Annotated in this window: 23 protein-coding genes; 9 read left to right on the top strand and 14 right to left on the bottom strand. The window is 35.4% G+C overall.

Features of this window, described 5'->3' with window-relative positions; translation table 11 throughout:
* The first annotated feature begins 49 nt into the window (after window positions 1–49).
* Window positions 50–1,066, top strand: coding sequence for a tryptophan--tRNA ligase (gene trpS / locus JZO69_RS08715; protein ID WP_207112497.1), 1,017 nt, complete (start codon window positions 50–52; stop codon window positions 1,064–1,066).
* Window positions 1,067–1,112: 46 nt separating this feature from the next.
* Here the strand turns inward: trpS and JZO69_RS08710 are convergent, their stop codons facing one another.
* Window positions 1,113–2,828, bottom strand: a complete 1,716-nt coding sequence (locus JZO69_RS08710; protein ID WP_207112496.1) for an ABC transporter ATP-binding protein — start codon at window positions 2,826–2,828, stop codon at window positions 1,113–1,115.
* Window positions 2,829–3,415: 587 nt separating this feature from the next.
* Between JZO69_RS08710 and JZO69_RS08705 the strand changes: the two genes are divergently transcribed.
* Window positions 3,416–4,126, top strand: a complete 711-nt coding sequence (locus JZO69_RS08705; protein WP_207112495.1) for an HAD family hydrolase — start codon at window positions 3,416–3,418, stop codon at window positions 4,124–4,126.
* A gap of 53 nt (window positions 4,127–4,179) precedes the next feature.
* Here the strand turns inward: JZO69_RS08705 and JZO69_RS08700 are convergent, their stop codons facing one another.
* The 4 genes from JZO69_RS08700 to JZO69_RS08685 all read right to left on the bottom strand — a co-directional run bounded on the left by JZO69_RS08700 (window position 4,180) and on the right by JZO69_RS08685 (window position 12,452).
* Entirely contained in the window at window positions 4,180–7,383 is a 3,204-nt protein-coding gene (locus JZO69_RS08700; RefSeq protein ID WP_207112494.1) for a DEAD/DEAH box helicase, read from the bottom strand.
* A 17-nt stretch (window positions 7,384–7,400) separates the two neighbouring features.
* Window positions 7,401–10,544, bottom strand: coding sequence for an AAA family ATPase (locus JZO69_RS08695; protein WP_207112493.1), 3,144 nt, complete (start codon window positions 10,542–10,544; stop codon window positions 7,401–7,403).
* A 1-nt stretch (window position 10,545) separates the two neighbouring features.
* Window positions 10,546–11,685 carry an exonuclease SbcCD subunit D gene (locus JZO69_RS08690; RefSeq protein WP_207112492.1) on the bottom strand — a complete coding sequence of 380 codons (1,140 nt, stop codon included), beginning with the start codon at window positions 11,683–11,685 and terminating at the stop codon, window positions 10,546–10,548.
* A 146-nt stretch (window positions 11,686–11,831) separates the two neighbouring features.
* On the bottom strand, window positions 11,832–12,452 hold the full coding sequence (locus JZO69_RS08685) for a lysophospholipid acyltransferase family protein (RefSeq protein WP_207112491.1): 621 nt from the start codon (window positions 12,450–12,452) through the stop codon (window positions 11,832–11,834).
* Between the two features lie 302 nt (window positions 12,453–12,754).
* On the opposite strand from JZO69_RS08685, the gene JZO69_RS08680 reads away from it, so the two are divergent.
* Genes JZO69_RS08680 through JZO69_RS08670 form a run of 3 tightly spaced genes read left to right on the top strand, consistent with a single transcriptional unit; the run spans window position 12,755 to window position 14,218 of the window.
* Window positions 12,755–13,489, top strand: a complete 735-nt coding sequence (locus JZO69_RS08680; RefSeq protein ID WP_207112490.1) for a tRNA1(Val) (adenine(37)-N6)-methyltransferase — start codon at window positions 12,755–12,757, stop codon at window positions 13,487–13,489.
* Window positions 13,479–13,754, top strand: coding sequence for a GIY-YIG nuclease family protein (locus JZO69_RS08675; protein ID WP_207112489.1), 276 nt, complete (start codon window positions 13,479–13,481; stop codon window positions 13,752–13,754). The genes JZO69_RS08680 and JZO69_RS08675 overlap by 11 nt, the downstream gene beginning before the upstream one ends.
* A complete protein-coding gene (locus JZO69_RS08670) occupies window positions 13,745–14,218 on the top strand; it encodes a GNAT family N-acetyltransferase (protein WP_207112488.1) in 474 nt (157 codons plus the stop codon). The genes JZO69_RS08675 and JZO69_RS08670 overlap by 10 nt, the downstream gene beginning before the upstream one ends.
* A gap of 41 nt (window positions 14,219–14,259) precedes the next feature.
* On the opposite strand, the gene JZO69_RS08665 is transcribed toward JZO69_RS08670, so the two are convergent.
* The 6 genes from JZO69_RS08665 to JZO69_RS08640 form a co-directional block, all read right to left on the bottom strand.
* A complete protein-coding gene (locus JZO69_RS08665; protein ID WP_207112487.1) occupies window positions 14,260–15,360 on the bottom strand; it encodes a low temperature requirement protein A in 1,101 nt (366 codons plus the stop codon).
* 209 nt (window positions 15,361–15,569) lie between these two features.
* The gene (locus JZO69_RS08660) at window positions 15,570–16,118 is read right to left on the bottom strand and encodes a cysteine hydrolase family protein (protein WP_207112486.1); all 549 of its coding nucleotides are present in this window, start codon (window positions 16,116–16,118) and stop codon (window positions 15,570–15,572) included.
* A 30-nt stretch (window positions 16,119–16,148) separates the two neighbouring features.
* Window positions 16,149–16,841, bottom strand: a complete 693-nt coding sequence (locus JZO69_RS08655) for a 5'-methylthioadenosine/adenosylhomocysteine nucleosidase (RefSeq protein WP_207112485.1) — start codon at window positions 16,839–16,841, stop codon at window positions 16,149–16,151.
* 16 nt (window positions 16,842–16,857) lie between these two features.
* The gene (macP, locus tag JZO69_RS08650; protein WP_207112484.1) at window positions 16,858–17,154 is read right to left on the bottom strand and encodes a cell wall synthase accessory phosphoprotein MacP; all 297 of its coding nucleotides are present in this window, start codon (window positions 17,152–17,154) and stop codon (window positions 16,858–16,860) included.
* A complete protein-coding gene (locus tag JZO69_RS08645) occupies window positions 17,151–17,735 on the bottom strand; it encodes an NUDIX domain-containing protein (RefSeq protein WP_207112483.1) in 585 nt (194 codons plus the stop codon). The genes macP and JZO69_RS08645 overlap by 4 nt, the downstream gene beginning before the upstream one ends.
* Window positions 17,736–18,035: 300 nt before the next feature.
* Window positions 18,036–18,725 carry a hypothetical protein gene (locus JZO69_RS08640; protein ID WP_207112482.1) on the bottom strand — a complete coding sequence of 230 codons (690 nt, stop codon included), beginning with the start codon at window positions 18,723–18,725 and terminating at the stop codon, window positions 18,036–18,038.
* 275 nt (window positions 18,726–19,000) lie between these two features.
* Here JZO69_RS08640 and JZO69_RS08635 point away from each other — a divergent pair, with 275 nt between their 5' ends.
* On the top strand, window positions 19,001–19,669 hold the full coding sequence (locus JZO69_RS08635) for a 5-bromo-4-chloroindolyl phosphate hydrolysis family protein (protein ID WP_207112481.1): 669 nt from the start codon (window positions 19,001–19,003) through the stop codon (window positions 19,667–19,669).
* A gap of 54 nt (window positions 19,670–19,723) precedes the next feature.
* Window positions 19,724–20,911 carry a toxic anion resistance protein gene (locus JZO69_RS08630; protein ID WP_207112480.1) on the top strand — a complete coding sequence of 396 codons (1,188 nt, stop codon included), beginning with the start codon at window positions 19,724–19,726 and terminating at the stop codon, window positions 20,909–20,911.
* 128 nt (window positions 20,912–21,039) lie between these two features.
* Here the strand turns inward: JZO69_RS08630 and JZO69_RS08625 are convergent, their stop codons facing one another.
* Window positions 21,040–21,360: a CHY zinc finger protein gene (locus JZO69_RS08625; RefSeq protein WP_207112479.1), complete on the bottom strand. Its 321-nt coding sequence runs from the start codon at window positions 21,358–21,360 to the stop codon at window positions 21,040–21,042.
* Window positions 21,361–21,906, bottom strand: coding sequence for a biotin transporter BioY (locus JZO69_RS08620; protein ID WP_207112478.1), 546 nt, complete (start codon window positions 21,904–21,906; stop codon window positions 21,361–21,363). It lies immediately after the preceding gene.
* 239 nt (window positions 21,907–22,145) lie between these two features.
* Between JZO69_RS08620 and JZO69_RS08615 the strand changes: the two genes are divergently transcribed.
* The gene (locus tag JZO69_RS08615; protein WP_207112477.1) at window positions 22,146–22,973 is read left to right on the top strand and encodes an NUDIX domain-containing protein; all 828 of its coding nucleotides are present in this window, start codon (window positions 22,146–22,148) and stop codon (window positions 22,971–22,973) included.
* Window positions 22,974–23,004: 31 nt separating this feature from the next.
* Entirely contained in the window at window positions 23,005–23,526 is a 522-nt protein-coding gene (locus JZO69_RS08610; protein ID WP_207112476.1) for a GNAT family N-acetyltransferase, read from the top strand.
* Window positions 23,527–23,609: 83 nt separating this feature from the next.
* Here the strand turns inward: JZO69_RS08610 and JZO69_RS08605 are convergent, their stop codons facing one another.
* Window positions 23,610–25,478: an acyltransferase family protein gene (locus JZO69_RS08605; protein ID WP_207112475.1), complete on the bottom strand. Its 1,869-nt coding sequence runs from the start codon at window positions 25,476–25,478 to the stop codon at window positions 23,610–23,612.
* Between the last annotated feature and the right edge of the window lie 383 nt (window positions 25,479–25,861).

Here is a 25,861-nt window from a genome sequence, read left to right as displayed (position 1 = left end):
TGTATAATAATATCAATGACTTTTATTAATCAATTAAGGTAGGTACATCATGGAAACTATTTTTTCTGGCATTCAGCCAAGCGGAATACCAACTATTGGGAATTATATTGGTGCAATGAAACAATTTATTGAATTACAAAATCACTATGACTGTTATTTTTGTATTGTTGATGAACATGCAATAACAGTTCCTCAAGATCCGTTGAAACTACGTCAACAGACGCGTAGTTTAGCAGCTCTATATCTAGCAGTAGGTCTTGATCCTGAAAAAGCGACGATCTTCATTCAATCTGAAGTTTCGGCTCACGCTGAAGCGGCTTGGATCATTCAATGCAATACAACGATCGGTGAATTAGAGCGTATGACTCAATTTAAAGATAAATCACAAAAAAATGGACGTACAGGCGTTAGCGCTGGTCTTTTGACTTATCCACCTTTAATGGTAGGAGATATTGTTTTGTATAATGCAAACTTAGTCCCAGTTGGCGATGACCAAAAACAACATTTAGAATTAACAAGAGATTTTGTAGAACGTTTCAACAAACGTTACGGGCAAGCAAATCAAGAAATTCTAGTCCTCCCAGAAGTGAAAATCGCAGAACAAGGCGGACGCGTAATGAGTTTACAAAACCCAACAAGTAAGATGAGTAAATCAGATTCAAATGCCAAAGGTTTTATCTCAATGTTGGATGAACCGAGTGTTATCCGTAAAAAAATCAAATCAGCAGTAACTGATTCAACTGGTATCATTGAATATGATCCAGAAAATAAACCAGGTATCTCAAATTTACTAAGTATTTTCTCTGCTGCAACTGGTCGACCTGTTGACGAAATAGCTGCAGCTTACGAAGGAAAAGGCTATGGCGAATTTAAAACAGATTTAGGTGAAGCAGTCGTGGACTTACTTGCTCCAATACAAGAACGTTATCACACATTACTCGCTTCTGACGAATTAGACGATATCCTTGATAAAGGTGCCGAACAAGCTCGTCTGGTCGCTAATAAAACCTTACAACGAATGAAAAATGCTATTGGTTTAGGAAGAAAACCTCGCAAAAAAAATTAGCAAAAAAAGAGCCCAAAACTGATTTTTAGTTTTGGGCTCTTTTTTATTAGTCTCTAAATTGTGCATCATGCAAGCGGCGATAATGTCCGCCCTTTTCAAGCAACTCTTCGTGTGTTCCTTCTTCTAAAATCCCTTTATCACTGACAACAATGATCCGTGTCGCATGTTTGATCGTAGCCAAACGATGAGCGATGATCAACGTTGTTCTTCCTTCTGCCAAAGAGTTTAAAGATTCTTGAATTACTTGTTCTGTCTCTGTATCCAATGCAGAGGTTGCTTCATCTAAAATTAAAATCGGTGGATTTTTTAAGAACATCCGAGCAATTGCTACTCGTTGCTTTTGTCCTCCAGAAAGTTTGACTCCACGCTCACCGATCATTGTATCTAGACCCTCTGACATTTGATCAACGACTTTTTCTAAATGAGCTAATTGAACAGCTTTTTGAATCTCTGCTTCTGTTGCATCTAATTTTCCGTATGCGATATTTTCACGAATCGTTCCTGGGAATAAGAAAACATCTTGTTGGACGATACCAATTTGACTTCTTAATGAAGTAAGTGTCATTTCTTGAACATTGATACCATCGATCGTAATTCTACCACCCGTCACTTCATAAAACCTAGGCAGTAAATTACACAATGTTGTTTTACCTGATCCACTTTGACCGACAAAGGCTACCGTCTCACCAGGCACGATATGCAAATCAATATGATTCAACACCTTTGTAGAATCTGCATAAGAAAATGAAACATCATCATAAATAATGTCACCATGCAAATGATCCACTGATACCGCATTAGGCTTATCTTGGATTGCAGGTGTTTTGTCAATTTCTTCAGTGAAACGTCTAAATCCAGCAATTCCTTTCGGATAACTTTCAATCATATTATTGACTTTTTCAATTGGACGCACAAAAACATTGGATAATAAAATAAACCCGACGAATTGCCCATCTGTAATCTCGCCTTTGATCGTATAATATGCACCAAAAATCAGTGTAAATAAATTGATTAAACGAATCAAAAAGTAATTATATGCCGAACTAATCCCCATCACTTTATAAAACGTGATTTTCGATTGACGATACGCTTGATTCAATCCTTCAAAACGCTGACGCTCAAATGGTTCGTTAGCAAAAGATTGTGTCACACGAATCCCACTAACAGACGCTTCAACTCCAGCATTGAAATCGCCAAGATTATCATAAATTTTGGTATTAACTTTCGTCATCTTTTTATTGAAGAAAACCAATGCAATCGTAATAAACGGCAATACAATAAACGTTGCTAAAGCTAGTTGCACATGAATTCTGAGCATCAAATAAAACGCCCCTACTAAAGTCATAACCGTAATAAACACATCTTCCGGTCCATGGTGTGCAACTTCTGAAATTTCAAATAAATCTGTCGTCAAACGACTCATCAACTTCCCAGTCTTTTGATTGTCATAATATTCAAATGGCTGCGTCTGCAAGTGTCCATATAGTTCACGACGCATGTCTGTTTCAATATTGACGCCTAATTTGTGACCAAAAAATACCACGACATACTGTAAAAATGTATTTAGTATATAAAATAAAAGCAGACCGGCACAGGCTAAAGCAATCAAACGAAAGTTTCCTTTAGGCATGATTTTATCAATGACTTGATTAACTACAACTGGAAATGATAGTTCTAATAAACCAGCTAGAACTGCACATCCAAAATCTAAAATAAATAAGTGCTTATATGGTCGATAATAGCTAAAAAATCGTTTTAACATAAACTCCCTCTTTCTTTTTGACACTAATACCATTATACGCAAAGAAGGTATAGGATGCAAAGTTTGAAAGTATCAAAAAAGAAAAATAGTGCTTATCAATTTAGTTATATTTAACTAAATTCCAAACAAAAAAAGACATTCGTTTTAGTTTTTTAGACATTTTGAACGCTCTAGATCTTGATATATCAATAACTTGAAAAGCTTTAAGCAATTTGTTAAATTATACATATACATGTACATCATAAAAAAAACACCGATGAGTCGCTTATGTCTTGGGGAAGATAGGCCTGATCGGTGTTTCTATTTTTATTATACTAAATGTAGGATTTTTTTCTACTTCAAAAATTTACTATCGATACTACTTTTTTGAAGTCTTTTGTCTATTAATTTTAAGTCAATAGTTTCTTTCTATAATGTATATCATCAAAACATGAAGAAAGTCGTTCACCAGGTAGCTAAACTAATTCTTGCCACCATTCTAATCTAAATTAAAATTTTCTTTCTGTTCTTTTGTGAAAAAGTTCGCTACAATGGAAAAGGATTTTGAAAATTTTTCTGAAAATTATTAAGGGGTGCAATTTGTTAAAATGAAAACCATTGTTTTTGATGTTGATGACACGATTTATGACCAGCAACAACCTTTTAGAAACGCAATTAAATCAGTATTTCCTTGTGTGAAATCTGAAGATATGCATGCATTATATATTCGCTTTCGTTTTCATAGTGATGAAACCTTTCCTAAGGTCATGGCTAATGAGTGGACACTGGAATATATGCGCTTTTTCCGAATCAATGAATCGTTAAAAGATCTAAATTATCCAATAGTTTCACAAGAAGATGGGTTAACTTTCCAAAAAACGTACGAAGATGAGCTCGATAATATCGTGATGCATCCAGAAGTCAAAAAAGTATTTGATTTCTTAAAAGAAAAAAACATTCCTATGGGAATCATTACAAACGGTCCTACAGATCATCAATTCAAAAAAGTAAAACAACTTCAATTGGAAAATTGGGTTCCTACTAACAACATTATTATTTCTCAAAGTACTGGATTCCAAAAACCAGAAAAAGAAATCTTTGATCTGGCTGCAAAAGAATTCGGTATGGATTGTGAACGTACATTATATGTCGGAGATAGTTTTGAAAATGATATTGCTGGTGCTAAAAATGGTGGCTGGAAATCGCTATGGTTCAACCACCGTTTACGCGAAATGCCTGCTGACGAAGAAGCTTATCACATTAAAGAAGTCACTTCATTCGATGATTTATTCCCTACGATTCAATCATTATTTTCATAAAAAAATGCAGTGTAGACTTAGATTTTTCTCTAAGTCTACACCGCATTTTTCTTTTATTCACCAATACTCAAGATCATTCGAATATCATCTTCAGTCATTTTCGCTAGTTGTTCTTCATTTCCTTGAATCACTTTTTGGAATAGCTCACGTTTTTCTTGCTGTAAGGAGTCCATTTTTTCTTCCACGGTTCCTTCAGCAATCATCCGCCACACTTCTACAACATTCTTTTGACCGATTCGATGTGCCCGACCAGCGGCTTGTTCTTCCACTGCTGGATTCCACCATAAATCATAAAGTATCACAGTATCCGCACCTGTTAGGTTTAAACCTGTTCCCCCAGCTTTCAGCGAGATCAAGAAAACATCTTTTTCGCCAGCATTGAAAGCATCAGCCATTTCCATCCGTTCCTTCGGCTTAGTACTTCCTCTTAAATAGAAGGTGGACAAACCTAGCTCGTGCAATTCTTTTTCAATGATCGTCAACATACTTGTGAACTGAGAGAATAACAACACACGTCGATTGTTTTCTTTAGCAGCTGCCAACAGATCTTTGACCTGCTCTAACTTCCCAGAACCTCCAGTATAATCATCAATAAACAGACTTGGGTCGCAACAAATTTGGCGTAAACGAGTCAAACCAGCCAGAATGCTTAAGCGATTCTTTTTAAAAGCGTCTTGATCCATTTGACTGACGTCTTCTTGCATCTGCTTGAGATACGCTAAGTAGACTGTTTTTTGCTCTTCTGTAAGAACACTATATAAATTACTTTCAATCTTATCGGGAAGGTCTGCCAATACCGTCTTTTTATCTCGTCTTAAAATAAACGGTTGGATCATTTTAGCGATTTCCTCTGGTTTCATTGATCTGAAAAGCGTTCTCGTTGGGAATAATCCTGGCAAAATCATTTGGAAAATCGACCATAATTCATCTAAATTATTTTCGATGGGCGTTCCGCTTAACGCAAATCGTTGCGGGATCGTCAAGCTTTTTAAGGCTTGTGCCGTTTTTGTTCCACTATTTTTAACCATCTGAGCTTCATCCAAAATCAAGTAGCCTAAATTCAGCGCTTGATACATATCGATATCTTGTCTCAAACTGGCATAAGAAGTAATCAACACATCTAAACCAGCTTGATTTGCCAATTTTTCACGTTCTGCTTTGTTTCCAGCAACGACTTCTGCCTGTAAATCTGGCGCAAATTTTTTGATCTCAGCTGCCCAGTTATAAATCAAACTAGCAGGTGCTACAATCAATGCTGCTCCTTTGCCACTTTGTTCTTCTTTTTCAGACAATAAATAAGTGATCGTTTGTAAGGTTTTACCTAAACCCATTTCATCCGCTAAAATACCGCCAAACTGATAATAACCAAGCATTTTTAACCACTTAAATCCATCGATTTGATACGATCTAAGCGTTGCTTGGATGTTTTTAGGCAGCACAGCTTCAAAGTTTTCTGGATGGGTCAAATTCGATACCATCTCTTTAAAAGAATTTGAAAAATGTGCTCGGGAATTGTTTTCAAGCATATTCTCGATCATCAAGCCTTGATTTCTTGGCACTTGAATCGTTCCTTGAACGTTTTTCATATTCTTTCTTAACATTGTCAAAACTTCACTTGTTTGCTGAAACTCCTCTGAATCCAAGGATAGAACCTCACCCGTTTCCAAGGTATAAAAACGGTCATTTCGAAGTAAACTTGCCAAGACAGCATCAATTTCCTGCTCGGCGATTCCTGTGATATCAAAACGGACATCCAGCCAAGAATCTGAATCAGAAACTTCGATGATTGGCTGGTGGTGAGCTGCATCTAAATATAATTCTCTCAGCTTTTTCCCCATACGAACCTCACCTAAACGACGAAACGTTGGAACTTCTGCTTTGAAAAAGTAATACAATCGTTCCCCTGCCGGTAAGTTTTTTTCATATCCTGCTGTGACCTTTTGATAGCCAAATGACGCTAATTTTTCTAGAATTTCTTGTTCTTTTTTACTGTCACGTACAACTTCTTGATTCGCTTTAGAAGCAACTGAATGCTCATCATCTGTTGAGAAAACAACTTCTCCATAAGTGAAATCCACACGAACTTTGATCATTCCTTTGATTTTCCGAAAGATAAAGATCGTTTCTAAAGGATGGTAGACAACTTCTTGGGAAACTTCTTCACTGACTGTTACCGTACCTATTTTTTTCAATAAAGGAATGACAGAGCCAAATAAATCAGACAGCTCTTGTTTTTCATATATGATCTCAGGTTTTTCAACACGTTTCAATAATTGTAACAATGTTGTATAAACAGCTTCTTGTTCTTGGGTAAAAATAAATACCTGATCTTGACTAAAGCCCCACTGATAATGGGATAAAAACGTTGTTATCTGGTCATCGATCAACAGTTTATACGTATTGTCTACTTGTTTATTTATCATAAAAAAGATGGGTAACGACCCTTTTAAAAACGATAGATGACGGTATTTTTTTCCTTCATCATTCAATTGAAAATGAGGAATCTTACTCATTTTCTCCAGCAATTGTTGCCCTTGATCGATCGGTAAAACAAGATACCGTTTATCGATTTTCCCTTTGACCTGCACACCATTTGCTCCAAGTAATTGACTTGTTTGATAAATTGCAGCTAATTGTTCTAGTAATTCTTGTGTTTCAATCGGAAAGGCCTCTTTTATTAAATCAAAATGATGCTGCTTATTGATCAAAAATGTGCCTTGTTTTTGAAACGTTTGGAAGAACTCGCCAATATTTTTTATAATATATGTTTTAGGTTTGATTCCTCGATAGCCTAAGCGTAAAGAAACTCCTAAAACAGCTAATTCTGGGTAATAGCTATTGGTCTCGATCACATCTACAATATACTCTACAACGAGTGGCGTAATCTTATTCTTTTCTTCTATCTGATTCAACTTGGCAAATCCTTTAGTAAACATCTCAGAAACAGATAAAGAACGCTTTTCAAAGCTGACTGGTTGATCCTCTTTTATGATCCGTGAGGTACCTTTTTGTCGTAAAGATAATTCTACAGCAACCGTGTGCTTACAATAGTTGCGGTTTTGATCCATCCAATAAGGACATTCACAAATATCATTTTCTTTGGCTGTTCCATCTAGCTGAACACGATAAAGTTCCTTACCCAGAACTTCTGCATGCCAAACTTTATTTTCTGTATCTTGAACGATTGATAAGACTCTGCCTTCTTTCATATATTCTCGGCCTCGTTCAACAATTTTCTCTGGAATACTCCATTTCATTTTCTCACCTCCTAGGTTTAAGCTGTTTGATAGGTCACTTGACTTTGACCATTTCCATTTGTTTGGATTTGTAATTGTTGCGGAATTCTTGCTTTTAATTCACTTACATGGCTGATAATACCGATCATTCTTCCTTCGTTTTCGATTGTCTCTAATGCCTCCATAGCCATTTCCAAGGCCTCTTCATCTAATGAACCAAATCCTTCATCAATAAACAATGCTTCAATCAACACACCGCCAGCCTGTTCCTGAATCACTTCAGCAAGTGATAGGGCTAAAGCTAAAGCGGCAATAAAACTTTCTCCGCCTGATAACGTATGTGCGCTACGGCTACTTCCTGCATTATCATCATAGACATTGATTTCAAGACCCGTTTGATTCTTATAGCTGCCGGAATCTTGGTTTAGTTCAAATTGATAGCGATTATTGGTCAATAAACCTAGTCGTTGATTGGCAACTTTCAGCACTTCTTCTAGATAAGTTTGCAGGACATATCTTTCCAAGCTAGTTTTTCTTGGATTATCACCATTCACTGTAGCTGTCAATTGATGCAACGCAGTAACTTTTTCCCACTGCTTTTCGATGGAAGCAATCAGGTCTTTGACTTGTTTTTGGATTTTTTCGTTGGCTTGGATCTTTTCTTGTTGTTGATAATAGGTTGCTTCTTTTGCTTGAATCAAAGCCGTTAGCTCAGCTAGCTCGTCAATGATAGGTGTGATCTCCGGCTGTTCTTTGCTCGCTAATTTTTGCTCAAGTTCCATTAATTGAAACATTAGTTGATCCTTTTTCTTATCAAATGCTGTCAATTCTTCCTTGATTTCATCTAATCTAGGGACTTCTCTTAGTAAAACACGTACTATTTTTTCGTCTAGATCAACTGTTGAATTTTTTAGAATATCAGTAAATTGTTGTTCTAAGGCAAGTTGTTCTTTTAGGTTTGTTGCTTTTTCTTTTAATAAATGTTCTTCGCTATTTTTTAGTAGTAAGCGGCGCTCTTTTAATTTTGCTACTTGCTCTTCAATTTCTTGTTTTCGCGTTTCCCATTGTGCAATTTGCTGCTCAAGTTGCTGTTTGTTTGTTTTTATTTCATTGGATGAGCATTTATCATCTGTCAATTGTTCTGAAATAGTCTTGATTTTAGTTTGGTTGGCGGATTGTTCTTGTCGTTTTTCACTAACGATTTTTTCTTGTTCAAGTAAATTTGTTTGCTGCTCTTTAACCGTTTTTTCTAGTTCGATTATTTTATGTTTTGCTGACTCGATTTGTTTAAATTCACGTTCAAGTTTAGTCGCTGCTAATTCAAAGCTTTCTGTTGCTTGCTTGATTCCTTCTGAAGTAAAAGGCTCGTTTAAAGTGACGATTTTTTTTTCTTGTAATTGCTTAAATAAAACATTAACTTTTTCACGTTGACGTTCTAATGCTGCTTGTTGTTCTTTTTCTGTCACTTTCGCCTGGGCTACGTGAGCTTGAATTTTGGCAACTGTTGCTTCTTGTTTTTTTGCAGTTTGTTCACTTTCATCTAGTTGTTTTTCAATCAATTGAATTTCTTCTAAAGAAAATTCTTGATGCTCCTTTTGATTGGGATGTTCTAAGGAACCACAAACAGGACATGCTTCACCCTCGACTAAGAATAAACTCAAACGGCTGATCTGCATTTTTGCCCATTGGCTTTTTTGTATTTCTAGTTGTTTATAAATGAGTATTTTTTCAGCTTCTGCCTGTTTTAATTCAATTTCATTATTCGTCAATTGTTGTTTGTTTTCAGCTATTTTTTCTTCAAGCTGTTGTTGTTGTTCCCAACTATCTATAAAAGTCAGCCATTGTTCTTGATGACGTTCTAAGGCTAATTGCTCTTTTTCCAGCTCTGATTGTCTTTCGATAATAACTCGTTCATTTTGATAGGCTTGTTCTGCTTGCTCTTGTGCTGCTTTGATTTCTACAAGCTGGGTCGTTAAGGCATCAATATGTGCTTGGTTATTTTCGATTGTCTTTTCTAGCTTCTCTTTTTCTTCGTATAAGGGAAGTTGAAATTGTAATTGTGTTACTTTTTCTTTGATGGTGTTTATTTCTGTCGCCTGCTGGCTATGTTCTTGTTGTTCTTGCGCCCATTGCTGATTTAATTGTTGCAGCGTCAGTTGTTCAGATTGATTGGTTTGTAATTCTTGCTCATACGTAGCAACCAATTTTGTTTTTTCATCTATTTTTTCAATTAAGCCTTGATGATTTTTGACCCATTGAAGTTGTTGTTCTTCCGCTCGCAGTTTCTCGATCATTTCAGTTGCTTGATCTAGTTCTTCTTTTTGCTTTTTGAGCTGAGCTTGCTTTCCAAAATCGTTTATTAGTTCTTCTAGCGCAAATTTTTCTTGTTCCTTATGGTGTTTTTTTTCTTGCATTGCAGAAAGTGTCCTTTTTTCTGCTGTTTGTTGTTCGATCATGATTTCCTGTTGTTGTTCCAGTAAAGTCAGTTGCTGTTCCACAGATAACTCTTCTATAAGCTCTTCTTGCCAATAAAGTTGATCTAATTTTGCCTTGATCGTTTGCTGTGTTGCTTCAATGTCTTTATTGACCGCCTTTAATTGCAGTTTTAATTGCTCATTTAGTGTTTGATATAATTGTGTGCCAAACAAGTTACGTAATACCTTCTCTTTATCATTACTATTTGCAATCAAAAAGGTTCGAAACTCACCTTGAGGCAACAGAACGATTTGAGCAAATTGCGTTGCATCTAAATGCAGTAACTCTTGAATAAAACCATCGACTTCACGACGTTTTGTGTACTCTCTCAATTCTTTTCCACTATGGTCTTTAACGATCAATGAAATCTTAGCGCTTTGCGTCCGAGTCCCATCACCACGTTTTTTATACAGTTCTTGTTCTGGTTTTCTGGTAATATCGTAAAAATAGTCTCCGTGAGAAAAAGCCAAATGCACTTCTGTCGGTTCTGAAGGATCAGCAAATGTAGAACGCATTTCCTTACCTTGACGTAATTTTCCTGAGCTTTCGCCAAATAAAGCATAGCTCATCCCATCAAAAATCGTTGTTTTCCCTGAACCAGTTTTTCCGCTGATCAAGAATAATGATGAGTCTTCAAATTTACTAAAATCAATCGTTTCATCAATGTAAGGTCCAAAGTTTTTTAATGTTAATGTTAATGGTTTCAACTTATTGCCCTCTTTCTGCTTGATGAATTTCTGCTAAATTCTCTTTGATCCAATCTTCTTGCTGCTTAGTCAATCTTTCTCCTGTAACTTCTGAGAAGAATTGATCAACTAATTCAGTTGGTGCCAACGCTTTGATTTCTTTTTTATTCTCTGTCTTTTTTTGTTGTTCTTCTCTGCCATATAAGCGCTCAACACCGATTACTCTTGGATAAATTTGTCTCAGTTGATTCATCATATTAGGAATCACCGCTCGATCAGTCAATTGGATATGTAAATAATCTTCACGATTGATTGCTTCATAATAGTCTGGTGCAATCAGTTGCTTAAAACTGCCTTCAATTTGGGTAACATCTCTTAGTGGCTTGATTTCTTTAAACTCAAATGTCGTATCGGATACTTGCGTGTCCACAATCCAAACACCTTTTTTCTGATTCATTTCTGACAAAGAAAATTTTAATGGTGAACCGCTGTAACGTGCATTTTCAGCCTGTAAGGCATTCTTTCCATGCAAATGTCCTAAAGCCACATAATCAAACGATTCTAGCAATGATAACGGTACGGTGTCCAAGCCACCCACCATTAATTTTGTTTCCGAATCAGATTTTTCACTACCAGCTACAAAAAAATGACTGACTAAAACATGCGCCATATTTGGTTTGAACTGTTGTTTCATCTCTATGATTACTTCTTTCATCGCTTGTTCGATCGTGCGAATGTCTTCATTATCAAAATATATTCGTGCTGAAATGGGTTCAAAATAAGGCAATAGAAAAAATTGTGTATTTTGCATCTCCACTGGCTGAAAAGCCTGATCCAATCGTGTATTCAAATAAAAATCCGACTGAATAAACCATGGACCTCCCGTCTCTAAACGGGTACTGCTATCATGATTTCCAGAAATTGCTAATACTGGAAATTTTTCTTGTAAATTCATTTCTATGATCATTCGATTGAATACTTCAATTGCTTCAACAGAAGGAACTGAACGGTCATATAGATCACCTGCTACGACTATAGCATCTACCTTCTCATCTTTAGCAATTGTTAGTATCTGCCCAAATGCATCTACCTGTTCTTCCAATAAATCATAGCCATGTAATTTCTTTCCAATATGCCAATCTGCTGTATGTAAAAAACGCATTTTTCCACCACCTAAAAAAGTCCTTCTTACTATTATACCAAATTTACAGAGAAATATATGGTTCAAACGTATAGAAATTATCCAAAACCAAAAAAAGCTTGAAATCTGACTCTTCAAGTCACACTCAAGCTTTAGAAAAAAATCTATTATTCCTTCACTTCATACTTAAAATTAGGATCGATTTCTTGATCCAAACTGTCAAAAGTCGCTTGCATTCTGCGTTCAACTTCTGCAATACCTTCTTTATCCATCTTAGCAATGTCACTAACATCAATTGGTTCACCAAAGCGGACAGTCACTCGACGGCGCTTAAATAAATCTTTCAGCGTTAATGGGCCTTGGTAAACGGCTGGGACGATTTTAACTTTCGCCATTTTTGCGATCAAGGCTACGCCGCCTTTCAATTCAGAAGAATGACGAGTACCGCTGGGAAACATCACTAAGCTTAAATCAGTATTTTTTAGTGTTTTAACAGGTGTCTTGATGGCACTAGGTCCTGGTTTTTCCCGATCAACAGGAAAGGCATTTGCATGCTTTAAAATAAAACTTAAAAATGGATTTTTAAATAATTCTTTTTTCGCCATAAAACTAAACTTTTTCGGTGATCCACCAACTGCTAAATATAGTGGCTCCCACCAAGTTCTATGAGGTGCAACTAAAATATAATTTTCATTTTGAGGAATACGGTCTTTCTTTTCATAGTGAGCATTGCCGTTGATAAGAAATAAAACAACACGAACAACACCACGCATAAATGTAAAAAACATGTTTTTCTTCCTTTCTTTTCACTAGCTATAAGTATGCCGAAAACTGACGCTTTTGACAAGTCTTTTTCACAGGTTTCTTCTAATCTTAATTGTAGTATAATATAAGGATATCATCTGTTCCACCAAAGAGCTTTACGATATAATTTAAGAAAACTGGCGATTTTGCTGAAGATCTAAGATAAATCATCGAGCCTATTGCCTCAAGTTTTTCGAAAAAATAGAAGCTACACCTTCTATCAGCATCACAAACTTATTAACTTAAACGAATTTAAACTGAAAAAAATCAAAGGACTGAGTTGAACATGTTATTACCAGGCGAACGAATCGATCAATTATTCGCAGATGATATCCAAATCATTCAAAGTAAAGATGTATTTTCTTTTTCAATAGATGCTGTCTTACTAGCCAATTTCCCTGCATTTCCTAAAAACGGCACGATCGTTGATCTTTGTGCTGGAAACGGAGCGGTGGGCCTATTTGCTAGTCGTAAAACAAAAGCCAAGATCACACAAATCGAACTACAAGAACGTTTAGCTGATATGGGAAAAAGAAGTATTCAGTTGAACCAGCTAGAAGAACAAATGACGATGATTGAATTGGATCTAAAGCAGGCAACGACGGTTGTAAAACCAGATTCTGTAGATTTAGTTTTATGTAATCCGCCCTATTTCAAAGAACTACCAACAAGTCAAAAAAATCCAAATCCCCACTTAGCGATCGCCCGTCACGAGATCCACACGACTCTTACCGAAGTGATCGAGGTCTCAGCAAAACTTTTAAAAACAAATGGGCGTCTAGCAATGGTTCATCGGCCTGATCGCTTTTTAGATATTTTACACGCCATGGAGTCCGCTAATATTGCACCAAAACGAGTTCGCTTTGTTTATCCTAAAGTTGGAAAAGAAGCCAATACCTTATTGATCGAAGGAATCAAACAAGGAAAAAAAGATGGTTTTCGCGTTTTACCACCATTATTCACATATGACGAACAAAACAACTACTTACCAGAAATGAAGGCGATGTTGTATGGAAACTAATCATTATTTTTATGTACTTTATTGTAAAGATGATACATTTTACGGAGGCTATACAACAGATCCTGAGCGCCGTTTAAAAGAGCATAACAGCGGTACTGGGGCAAAATATACACGGTTGCCCTCACGACTACCAGCTAAAATGATCCATGTTGAAAAATTCAGCAGTCGCAGTGAAGCGACCAAAGCAGAATATGCGTTTAAAAAATTAACAAGAAAACACAAAATTGCTTATTTAAAGGAGAAAGGAGCAACTGAATGGACCTAAAGATTCGATCATTTCACATTACTGATGCCCAACAAATCGCCCTACTTCTAAAAAGAAATTTTTTAGAAAAAAACAGCAAAGATTATCCAATCGAACAAATGGAAAAGTTGGCTGCAGAATACACTCCTGAAAAAATTATTGAACAAGCAGCATACGCTCACACCTATGTAGCGGAATCAGCTGGTAAGGTAATTGGTACAGGTACCATTTGCCCATTTTGGGACAGCCAAACTGAGAGCATCATTTTGAGTTTATTTGTGCAACCAGAATTTCATGGACAAGGAATTGGTTCAGCTATCATGAAACACATTGAACGTGATGCGTTTTATCTCCGAGCAAATCGAATCGAGATTCCTGCTTCTAAAACAGCTGAAAAATTTTATTTACGTCTAGGTTATCAAGTAAAGAATAATGAGAGGACAGAAGATGAAAATGGTTATTTACGTATGGAGAAAAGAGTATAAAAAATCCTCAGTCATTATTTCAACTGAGGATTATATATTCCTTATTTAAGTTCCTGTTTGACCTTATACAGTAAAAATAACAAAAATACAATATTAACAAATAAAAATGGTACCATAAAGTCTTGTAACAATAAACTTACCACGATCCATGCTGCAAAATAAATCACAGTTTTACTAATAAAAGGAAGATAATTGTGTTCTTTTTTTGTATAAATGATCATATTAGCAATAGTTCCACCTAAGAAACAAATTAAACTGACCGCTAAACATAAAATGAAGAACAATGGCTTTATATCAGCATCTACATAATTTTCATACAGCACAAGCGACAATCCTAATCCCACAAAGATAAAATAATGAGAATGAATCAAAACCAAACCTGCTGTTTCCATTTGCCGATCGATCCCTGATTTGTATACCGCATTGTAAAATAAAAACATCACGACAACTAATAGAAAAAATAAAACACTGCCAATACTTATTTCATTAAAAATAATCGTATTCGCAACTGCAATCACTGCTTCACCAAATAATAATAGCGTAAACAAACTGTATCGTTCCGTTAAATGCCCAAAATTTGTAGGAAAATCTTCCAAAGATTTTTTCATGACAATCGGGAAAAATGCTGTAATAAAAATAGAAACCGCATACACCCCGAAGCGAACAGAATAGGCTCCCCATGGTAAAATCGTAATAAAACCAATCACCCCGCTTGCACATAAAACGATTGTTAATTGATAACATAACTTTTTAACAACAGAATCCTCCGTGCTCCTCATCTTCAAGTAATACTGAATCGCAATACTGAAAAACAAAATAGAGGTTGCTCCTGCAAAAGTAAAATGAGTCTTCTCAAAATCAACGTTGATTGCTTGAGCCAAAACAATCACCCAAAACATATCAAAAAATAAAAATAACGCACTTGTCTTATTTTTAATAGAAAAGCGATTTGCAAAAACGGTTTGATACGTCCAAATCGTCCAAAAAACTAACGTCAACATCAAAAATTCGCCAAGGCTTTTAAAAGATAACATTTGATCTGCACCAACAAACAAGATTGATGCAATACGGCTAATCGCATAAGCAAAAATCAAATCATAAAACAGTTCGAACTCGGAAACCTCTTTTTTTAGTACCTGCATTCGATCACTTCCATTCTGATTAATCGTTAGTATGGTTCTTTTTTATTATAATCTTGATCCTCTATTTAATACAAAAATAGTGACTTGTTTGACATTTTTTATCAAAAAAAGTGTGTGAAACAAAAAATAAAAAGCACTTTTGTTTCACACACTAACTACGAATAAACGATAGGAACAGAAGTAACCTCTTCTGTCTCATCCTCTCTCAATCATTCAATTATCTCGGCCCCTAAGGTTTGCTTGAAATGATTCAAAGCCCATTCATGTCCAACTGGGTCAAAGCTTGCGACCGCATTTTTATGAATGACGATTTTATAACCTAAATTATACGCATCTACTGCTGTATGCAACACGCAAATATCCGTACAAACACCTACTAAATGGATTTCTGTGATTCCTCTCTCTCGAAGACGAATATCTAAATCCGTCCCACTAAAAGCGGAATAATGACGCTTATCGATCCAATACACAGTGGCTTGCTCACGACTTTCTTCATAAACCTCTGTAAGTTCCCCGTAGAGATTTCGTCCAGTCGTACCGGCAATATTATGTGGTGGAAACAAGCTATTCTCCGGATGATAAGGGTCATTTTGATCATGGCGGTCAATGGCATAAACCACAAAATCTTGATTTTCAGTGAACAATTTAGTTAGCTCAACCAAAGATTTCTCAATCGCCTGCCCAGCATCACCTGTAGTTAAAGCACCATCTGTTGCAACAAAATCATTTGTGTAATCGATTGAAATCAACGCTTTCATTCTAAGACCTCCATTTAAAAATGCGATAGCTTAAACTAAATGCTCTACAAAATGAATCACCATTTGCGCAGATTTTTCTCCTGCTTCTTCAATAAATTCATCAAATGTTTGAGAGGCTTCATGATCTGCAGTATCGCTAATTGCTCTAACTACTAAAAATGGAATATTAAATTGTGCCGCAGCTTGAGCGATTGCTGCACCTTCCATTTCACAAGCCAATGCTTCTGGAAATTCAGTGACGATTTCTTTGACTTTTGCTTGATCGTTGACGAAAGAATCTCCTGTTACAATCAACCCATGATGGATCGACATACCAGTTTGTTCTGCGGCTTTTTTCATTTCAAGTTTTAAATAGTCACTCGTTTCATAATACAAAGGCATTCCTGGTAATTGTCCTGGTTGGTAACCAAATCCAGTAACATCTACATCAAAATATGCTAATTTGTCCGCAATCACTAAATCACCCACAGCTAACCCTTTGCCGATACCGCCAGCTGATCCTGTATTGATTACCATGTTAACCCCATATTGATGAATCAATAATGTTGTTGTAACTGCCGATAAAACCTTACCGATCCCTGAACGAACAACGATGACTTCATGACGACCTAAAGAACCTGAAACAAATAAAGCTCCAGCTCTTTCCCACGACCGAGCATCCGTTAATCTTTCTTTTAAAATTTTTACTTCTTGATCCATTGCTCCGATAATTCCAATTTTCATCGTGATTTCCTCTTCTCTATAAATTCAATACTATAAATATAACAATAGCCAACAAAATTGCCACAACAATAATCGCTTTCGTTAGCGTATTGCTGCGTTCACGAATTTTTGTTTGCTCATTTGAACGTGATTTAGTAATTTCTTTTTGCTTTTTATGTTCTTTTCGATAAAAATTAGCTATTTCTTTTTCTTTTTTACGGTACTCTTTGTCAGCTTCTTTTTGTTCTTGCTCAAATAATTTTTGTGCTTCCTTGTCAGCTTCTTCTTTTCGTCTCCGTAATTCTGTCCGAGTGACCAGCGGACCTTTACTCATCGTTTATCCTCCTTCAGCAGCTTTTTTAGTTGCTGCAGTTCCCAGTATTGCACGGCAAAGATCGTTTTTGCATCACCAATCAGTCCACTGGCAATTTCTGCTTTTGCTTCGTCTAATGTTAATGTATATAATTCTAAAACTTCGTCATCATCTTGCGGACGGGGATTAGGAACTTTTTCTAAATCTTCAGCATAATAAATATGAAGGAGTTCGTCAGCAAAACCAGGAGAAACATACATAGAAGTCACAAAGGTCAATTGATTGGCCCTGTAGCCCGTTTCTTCTTCTAATTCTCTTTCTGCTGTTTCTTTTGGATGATCATGCTCGCCAGGATCGATTTTTCCAGCAGGGATTTCTAAAAGAACTTTTTCCATTGGTTTTCTAAATTGTTTGACCATGATCATTTTATTATCAGCTGTAATCGGGATCACCGCAACTGCTCCTGGATGGAACACTAATTCACGTGTACCTGTCTCGCCGTTTGGCAGGCGTACTTCATCTACGACAACGTCAATGATCTGTCCTTTAAATATCTCTTTTCTGGAAATCGTCTTTTCCTCAAACTCTTCAAAGTTCATCATGCAGTTCACCAATCTTTCTATGGATATAATACCTTAGTTTTGAAATTTTATCACTTATCGTTCTTTTTGTGAATCCTTTGTTTACTTTAAATAGAGATTTTTAAGGTTAGTACTTTTATTTACCATTCATTAAATAATTAAATAAAAACGTCCATATCTCTATCTAATTATACCAGTAAATAAAAATTGGCATAGTCTCCATTTAAAAAATAGAAAAAGAGAGGAGCCGAACTAGATAACTAGTCCCACTTCTCTCTATACTGAAACAAATTTACCTTGATCTTTTGTTGCTGATTATTCTTACAGTTCAGCCAGAGAGTTCATAATTTTGATCAAATCAGCTTCATTACTGTCTTTTTTGCTATTTAATGTCCAGCTGATGCATTGTAAATAATGATCTTTGCTTTCCACTAAATCATAGATATAGTAAACTTCCACACCATCTTTACTTGCTGTAAATGTACGACGTTCACCACTTAGTTCATTGTATTTGATTGTTTCTTTCTTTTCATTCGTTTTATCACCTAAATCAGATAAATCAACAGAACTCTTAAATGCAGCGAAACTTTCAAAATCTTTTTTTGCTTCGCTTAAAACTATGTAGTATTCTTCTTTTGTCTCATTTTTCAAGCTAACATCCGCATTGTCACTTAATTCTTTAGTTTCGATTGATTGCCAACCATCTGTTAATTCTAATTTAAAATTACCGTTTTTAGTTTTGATTACTTCTATCTTGCCTTTTGAATCATTGGTTGACTCTTTGGTTTCTTCAGTGGCAGCTTTGTTTTCATCCATGGTATCACTTGTTGCAAACTTATCTCTTGGTTCATAAAACACTTCATCGTCACCATAAGAACTTGATTCTTCCACACTAGAACTAGTTTCTTCTATATAAACGTCATCGTCATCTTCTTCCACAACTTTACGTCCAGAACAGCCTGTGATTACTAACCCTACTAATAATATAGCAATGATTTTAAATTTTTTCACAATGTTTCTCCTTTTATCCTGATCATTATCTTCCATTATACCTTAGGTTTCTATATTTTTCTCATATTTATTTTTGACTTTTTTATGAACAATTTCGTTCAGTCTACATCTAAAGTAGTAAAAATCGCCATTTTCTCTTGCCATTTCTTACATTTTCTCTAAATATTAAAATCAACCTTTGGACTGATATTATTTATAGACTAGAATGTGCTAAAATAGCTTATGTAGCGGAGGATAATAACTTTCGAGGGAATAAATGATTGGAGGGAATTAAAATGAGAAAAGGAAAACTTATCCAAATAATTGCTTATTTATTTTTAGCTGGTTTCGTTCTACGTTTTATTACTGGTGTACATTTACCAGCGATTGTCGTGGTTCTTTTGATTCTTATGGTACTGCTTTTTACTGGATCAAAGAAAAAATCTGGAAAAAAAGAGGATCAATTGCCTAATCTAACAAAGAATAAAGAAGAACATTATGCAAAACTTGGTATGACAGATCAGGAAATCGACTTTTTCCGTGATACGATGAATACTACTAAAAAACAAATTGTTCAGTTACAAGAAAATATGAATGCTTCTACTAAGTTGCGGGCCATTGATTTGCGTAATGATACATTGCGAGTATCAAAAGCACTCTTTAAAGAACTGGTCAAAGAACCTAAAAAGTTACACTTAGCCAGTCATTTTCTTTATACGCACTTGCCTAATTTAGTTGACTTAACGACTAAATACTTAGAAATCGATGACCATGAAATCAAAAACAAGCAGACTTATGAAAAATTAGAGGAAAGTTCTCAAATCATCGATCAAGTCTCTAAATTGATCAAAAAAGATTATGAACAATTTGTCTCTGACGATTTAGAAGACCTAGATATTGAGATTTCTGTTGCTAAAAATAGCTTAAAAAGAGATAATGAAAACAAAGATAATTTTAATAATTAGTTAACTTTACAAGCTGAATGAGCTCATTCAGCTTTTGAATTAGGAGGAAATATAATGGAAGATAAACCAAAAGATGTGACACCTGTCAGCGATACTTTAGATGATTTGCTGAACAATCCATTTTCAACACCAGTTGATTCACTGACTGCTACCCAACAAAGTGAAATTTCTGCTTTGCAGGATCAACAAGTTGCGACTAGATTAGTTGATAAATTACCAGAAGAACGTCAAGCTCAAGCAAGAGAATTAGCTTCTAAAATAGATGCACAAGATTCCCAAGCTGTGATTACTTATGGTTCTGCTGCTCAAACTAAATTAGGTGAATTTTCACAGTCTATGTTAAACCATGTGCAGTCTCAAGACATTGGACCTGTAGGTGATTCACTAACAGATCTGATGTATCGACTAAGCGAAGCCAATCCAGATGAATTACGTGCAGGCGAAGGAAATATTTTTCAAAAAATGTTTGGAAAAGTCAAACAGTCAATTTTTGAAATCACTGCCAAATATCAAAAAATCGGCGCCCAGATCGATAAGATTGCTGTAAAATTAGACAAAGAAAAAAATGGTCTTTTAAAAGATAATTTAATGCTGGAACAGCTTTATAATAAGAACAAAGACTATTTTGATGCCCTGAATATCTATATTGCCGCAGGTGAATTAAAAATAGAAGAAATGCAAACGATAACCATTCCCGAAGCAATGAAAAAAGCGGAAGAGTCTGGCGACCAAATGGATGTCCAAATCGCTAATGATTATACACAGTTTTTAGATCGTTTGGATAAACGTACCCACGATTTGCGTCTAGCTAGACAAATCACTATTCAGCAAGCACCACAAATTCGTTTGATTCAAAATACAAACCAAGCCTTAGCTGAAAAAATCCAAGCATCAATCAACACTGCCATCCCACTTTGGAAAAACCAAGTTGTGATTGCATTAACACTCTTACGTCAAAAAGATGCGGTAACAGCACAACGTCAAGTATCAGAGACAACAAATGATTTACTGAAGAAAAACTCTGAAATGCTTAAAATCTCTGCAATTGAAACCGCAAAAGAAAATGAACGCGGAATTGTTGATATTGAGACATTACAAAAAACACAAAATGATTTAGTCGAGACTATCCAAGAAACCTTACGTATCCAGCAAGAAGGTAAAGAAAAACGCCGTGCTGCTGAAATTGAGTTAGGTCATATGGAAGAAGATTTGAAGACCAAATTATTGGAATTAACTCAATAAAATCTACAACATAAAAACACTTAATTAAGCAGATACTGCTCGATTAAGTGTTTTTTATTAAACAAATTTATAGTTAGAAAGTCTAATTTCACAAAGCCAAACAATTATATCAATAAAAACAGCGATTCTTAAATAGAACGAAAATAAATCTGACTATGCCTAGAACAATTTGGGTTGAACAAGTGTCCGCAATTCGAACATTGATTACTTTTTTTATATTCATCATGATTCATTTCATGATGACATTTCCCACAAAGAACAATTTTAGCCAAAGGCTCTTCAACGATCGGCCAAGGAAGAAAAAAATGATCTTCTTGTTCATTATGACACTGGTAGCACGCATAAAATTTTTTACAACAGTAGCATTTGTTGGCAACAACATCCACCGCTGAATCGTAGTGTACACATCTGCCCGCTTTATCAATGATTGATCCATGTATTGTATTCACCTATGCTCTCCTTTGAACTAAAGAGTTTGAAATTCTTTTTGCGATGATAGCCGCAAAGAACGCTTTGATCGTATCACCAGGAATAAAGGCTATACTTGCTATCAAGCTTTTTGAAAGTGATACATCAGAAAGCAGACTCACTCCAACAGCTCCACAAAAATCAATAAACAACGCACCAAAAAGAAAAGTAATAACAAATCCATAACTAAGATTTTGATTATTTGGATTAAGTTTCTCACTCACCCAACCAATTAAAAAAGTTGCAAAAGGATAAGCAAAAAGATAGCCTGCACTGATACCAAAAAAGACAGACATCCCTCCTCTACCACCAGCGAGTAATGGAAATCCAATAGCTACCAAACATAAAAACAGCAATGTTGCTATCGTTCCATTCTTTTTCCCTAACAGTAAACCGCTTAGCATAAAGCCAGCATTTTGAATCACAATCGGAACGGGTAAAAGACTAATTGGAATCGGTGGAAAAAAACCTAAAACAATAATAATGCTGATCATAAGAGCAATTTTAGTGATATCTTTTGTTTTCATCTGTTCCCTCCAAAATATAAGCAAAATTTATATATTTAAAATACTATTTCCACTCCCTTTTGTCAACCTTTTAAAAATAAAGGTTAACCATAATTTGTGAATGGCCAATAGAGATGAACTCTATTTACGATAAAGATTGATTTTACTCTAAGAAACATAAGTCTTTAGTTGTTTTTCTTGATGATAATGATACAATAAAGTAAAAAGTACTTTTATCTAATTTAGAGAGGATGAGCAACTTGACACACTTTAGTTCAAAGGAAGAAGAAAAGCACTATTACGAACAACAAGCTGATGAAACTGAGTTTTTGAAATGGTACCATCAACAAGAACTTCCTGAATATGAAAAACCTTCTCTGACTGTAGATATTGTTTTGATGTGTTATAACAAAGAAGAAGATCAATTAAAAATATTACTGATCAAAAGAAAAGGTCATCCTTACAGAAATTCTTGGGCTTTGCCTGGCGGTTTCGTTAATAGAAATGAATCTACAGGTGAAAGTGTTTTAAGAGAGACGCAGGAAGAAACTGGTGTAATTATCTCTAAAGATAATATTGAACAACTTCATAGCTTTAGTAGGCCCGATCGTGATCCTCGAGGCTGGGTGGTCACGGTTAGTTATTTAGCATTTATCGGTGAAGAACCTTTGATTGCCGGAGATGACGCAAAAGAAGTTCGTTGGTTTACAATGGAACGTAAGGAAAATATTCTTTCTCTTACAAATGGCGATGTAGAAATTATTCTAGATTTGAAAACAGGTGAGTCTACTGGAAAAGACACTTTGGCTTTTGACCATAGTGAAATCATTTTAAAAGCCTTCAATCGCGTAGCTAACAAAATGGAGCATGACCCACAAGTTCTCCAAGTGCTGGGAAAAGATTTTACAATTACAGAAGCTCGCAAAGTTTTCGCTAAATTTTCCGGTATTGATTACAAAACAATTGATCACTCCAACTTTAAAAAAGCGATGCTTCATCATTTTGAAGAAATCGGTGAACGCCCAGTAGGAATCGGACGTCCTTCAAAAATTTACCAGTTAAAACCTGAAAATTCGTATAAAAATTAAGCGCTGATTTGAACAAAGAAAGGCTGATATTATGGTTATCTATTTAAGAAAAGCACTCTCTAATGATTTGCCCAAAATCATGGAAATCATTCTGTCTGCTCGTCAGTTACTTCATGATCATAATATTCCTCAATGGCAAAATGGTGATGGACCTACTGAACAGCAATTAAAACAAGATATTATCCTCCAACGATGTTATGTATTGATTGTGGATCAAGATATTGCTGGTTTAGGTATCCTTTCAACAGACAAAGAAGCACCATATGAACAAATAATAAATGGTCATTGGCAGAAGGGTTCTGGAGATTATGCGACAATTCACCGAGTTGCTCTTGATTCTATTTTTCAAGGCAAAGGATTGGCCTTGCTTTTAATGAACTTTTTAATTACTACTGCTAGGTTGGACAATCATCTAGATATCCGAATTGATACACATCCTGAAAATATGGCAATGCAACGATTAATAAAAAAAGCTGGCTTCAGCTATCAAGGTGAGGTTTTACTCCCTGTAGCAAACGGTGAACGCTTGGCTTATCAATTAATTCTGTCATAAACATTTTAATACACAAAAAAGCACCCCCTTCGGATCTATCTAATCCCAAAGTGAGTGCTTTTTTCATATCACGTATATTTTCATCATTTTACAATTTGCTTAGCTATAAAGCTTGAGTATTTCACTTGTCCTTCCACATTTGGATGAACTCGATCATCGTAAAACCATTCGTCGTGCTCATTACTATAACCATACCAATCAATGATGACAAGATTTTTATATTTCTTTTTCATCGTTTCTAACATTGCATTAACTTCATTTTGCCATCTACGTGTAGGAACGCGGACATTGATCCAAAAGACTTTGCGTTTAGGACCGATTGCCGTCATAAATTCATCAAATTGAGCTTCAGTAAACGAACCATTCGTTCCAAGTCCAACTAAAACATTATCTTTCAGCAATTTTTCTTTATCCAGTTTTTCAATGATTGGTGTACTAGTATAGAGCTGTCTGCCCACCTCACCATCGACGATCATCTTAGGGAAAATTTCTTGTAGCCCCGCTGCCGCATCCAAAATAACTGAATCACCGAAAGCTGTAATTTCCATCCCTTGTGCTTTCTTAACTTCTTCTGCAGTTAAATCAAAGTTAGCTTCAGGTTCTTTGATTGATTGTATTGTTGATTCTGTAGTCTTCCCTTCGTTTTTAGCCTTTTCTTCAGCTTTTCTCTGTTCTGCTTTCTTTTTGTTTGCCTCAATATTTTTTTGCAACTGCTGTTGGTCAGCAGTCACTTCATTTGAAGGTGCAATAGCAAAAGCAAAAAGAGCAAAACACGATAAAACAACACTGATCAAAGCAGTCACTTTAGGAATTGTAACCCATGGTTTCTGGAAAAAATCTTTGATCGCAAACCAAGTGTATTTATAATAAAATTTACCTAAAGGCTTTTCAATAAATCGGTAAGAAAGTTCACTGACTCCTAAAATCAGAGCAATCTCAATCAACGAATGTAGGAAAACATGATCGCTTAGATTTTTAATTTTCGCTTCATAAAAAATCATAATTGGGAATTGATACAAATAAATACCATAACTTCTTCTACCAAACCATGTAAATACCGGATTCGTCAGCCAACGGTTTAGATCAGCACCTGGATGCGCAGTAACTGCAACTAGCATCGTTGCAAAGATACTGACAATAAACATCCCTCCGTAATAAACAAAAGCAAAATGATCTGCTAGGAATAAGAAAGAGAGCAATAAAACTGCTAAAGAAGCAATTCCTACACCATTCAATAAACTTTTAGCTTTTATCGGGATTTCTTCTTTTAATCGGTAACTTGGCCAAACAAAAGCCAAACCACTTCCCATCAAAATAGAAAATAGTCGCGTGTCTGTTCCATAATAGACTCTCGTTGGATCTGCCCCTGGTGTATATAGAACAGCCATCAAAATTCCTGAGCCAACAGCGGCCGCCATGATCAAACCAAAAATCTTGCCACTATGTTTAATGTACTTTTTAAGAACAATAAATAACAACGGCCAAATCAAATAATTCTGTGCTTCAACAGCTAATGACCAAATATGAGTAAACGGTGACTGTGTGGTAAAACGATCAAAATAAGAAAATCCTTTAAAGATCTGCCACCAGTTATTATAGTAGAGTACGCTGCTGGCGACAACACTGCGTAAGTTATTCAACAGGTCTTTTTGAAAAAAAACTATATATGCTGACGAGGCAACTAGCATGGCGATCAAGGCAGGATAGAGCCTTTTCATACGACGAATATAAAATCCTTTAACATCAATTGTTTCGGTCTGAAGCCATTCTTGCCTCAATAAATCAGTAATCAAGTATCCGGAGACTGCAAAAAAAATAGGGACGCCTAAATAGCCCCCACGCATTATATTAGGGAACAAATGATAAAGAATCACACCGACGACCGCAATGGTTCGGATCCCATCGAACCCGGTAATATAACGGCGATTTTCTAATCTTTTTTTATTATTCATTTATATTTTCCAACTTTACTAGTATTCTTTTTTATATTTCGAGTAATTTTTAACAAAGGAAACATGATTTTAAATGTGACGAATGATAGAAAAAAATAAGTCGTACTTGACCAAAAAAGGGTGGTCGATTGAAGTGTTAAAAAAATTTCTATCTGGCTCATGTTCTTTGACAGTCGTTGTTTTTTGACTGATTTAATGTAGTAAGTTAAATATACGTTCTTTCTTAACAAATGGCAAGAACTCTTACTCTATTTTTCATTATTTTAAGTAAATTTTAGATAATTCTCTTCAAAAAAAGATTGAACAATATGATAGAATTAACTTCTACACATTATTCAATCTTATGATAGTAACTTAACATAGTTAAGTTACTGATATTAATA

The sequence above is a fragment of the Candidatus Enterococcus ikei genome (assembly GCF_017316105.1).
GTDB classification, from domain to species: Bacteria; Bacillota; Bacilli; order Lactobacillales; family Enterococcaceae; genus Enterococcus_L; species Enterococcus_L ikei.
Note: the sequence above shows the minus strand (reverse complement) of the source record. Positions and strands in the feature narration are given on the sequence as shown.

Excerpts from the sequence above, each read along its gene's own strand:
- trpS (WP_207112497.1), top strand. The coding sequence starts at position 50 with ATGGAAACTATTTTTTCTGGCATTCAGCCAAGCGGAATACCAACTATT.
- JZO69_RS08710 (WP_207112496.1), bottom strand. The coding sequence starts at position 2,828 with ATGTTAAAACGATTTTTTAGCTATTATCGACCATATAAGCACTTATTT.
- JZO69_RS08705 (WP_207112495.1), top strand. The coding sequence starts at position 3,416 with ATGAAAACCATTGTTTTTGATGTTGATGACACGATTTATGACCAGCAA.
- JZO69_RS08700 (WP_207112494.1), bottom strand. The coding sequence starts at position 7,383 with ATGAAATGGAGTATTCCAGAGAAAATTGTTGAACGAGGCCGAGAATAT.
- JZO69_RS08690 (WP_207112492.1), bottom strand. The coding sequence starts at position 11,685 with ATGCGTTTTTTACATACAGCAGATTGGCATATTGGAAAGAAATTACAT.
- JZO69_RS08685 (WP_207112491.1), bottom strand. The coding sequence starts at position 12,452 with ATGTTTTTTACATTTATGCGTGGTGTTGTTCGTGTTGTTTTATTTCTT.
- JZO69_RS08680 (WP_207112490.1), top strand. The coding sequence starts at position 12,755 with ATGTTATTACCAGGCGAACGAATCGATCAATTATTCGCAGATGATATC.
- JZO69_RS08675 (WP_207112489.1), top strand. The coding sequence starts at position 13,479 with ATGGAAACTAATCATTATTTTTATGTACTTTATTGTAAAGATGATACA.
- JZO69_RS08670 (WP_207112488.1), top strand. The coding sequence starts at position 13,745 with ATGGACCTAAAGATTCGATCATTTCACATTACTGATGCCCAACAAATC.
- JZO69_RS08665 (WP_207112487.1), bottom strand. The coding sequence starts at position 15,360 with ATGCAGGTACTAAAAAAAGAGGTTTCCGAGTTCGAACTGTTTTATGAT.
- JZO69_RS08660 (WP_207112486.1), bottom strand. The coding sequence starts at position 16,118 with ATGAAAGCGTTGATTTCAATCGATTACACAAATGATTTTGTTGCAACA.
- JZO69_RS08655 (WP_207112485.1), bottom strand. The coding sequence starts at position 16,841 with ATGAAAATTGGAATTATCGGAGCAATGGATCAAGAAGTAAAAATTTTA.
- macP (WP_207112484.1), bottom strand. The coding sequence starts at position 17,154 with ATGAGTAAAGGTCCGCTGGTCACTCGGACAGAATTACGGAGACGAAAA.
- JZO69_RS08645 (WP_207112483.1), bottom strand. The coding sequence starts at position 17,735 with ATGATGAACTTTGAAGAGTTTGAGGAAAAGACGATTTCCAGAAAAGAG.
- JZO69_RS08635 (WP_207112481.1), top strand. The coding sequence starts at position 19,001 with ATGAGAAAAGGAAAACTTATCCAAATAATTGCTTATTTATTTTTAGCT.
- JZO69_RS08630 (WP_207112480.1), top strand. The coding sequence starts at position 19,724 with ATGGAAGATAAACCAAAAGATGTGACACCTGTCAGCGATACTTTAGAT.
- JZO69_RS08620 (WP_207112478.1), bottom strand. The coding sequence starts at position 21,906 with ATGAAAACAAAAGATATCACTAAAATTGCTCTTATGATCAGCATTATT.
- JZO69_RS08610 (WP_207112476.1), top strand. The coding sequence starts at position 23,005 with ATGGTTATCTATTTAAGAAAAGCACTCTCTAATGATTTGCCCAAAATC.
- JZO69_RS08605 (WP_207112475.1), bottom strand. The coding sequence starts at position 25,478 with ATGAATAATAAAAAAAGATTAGAAAATCGCCGTTATATTACCGGGTTC.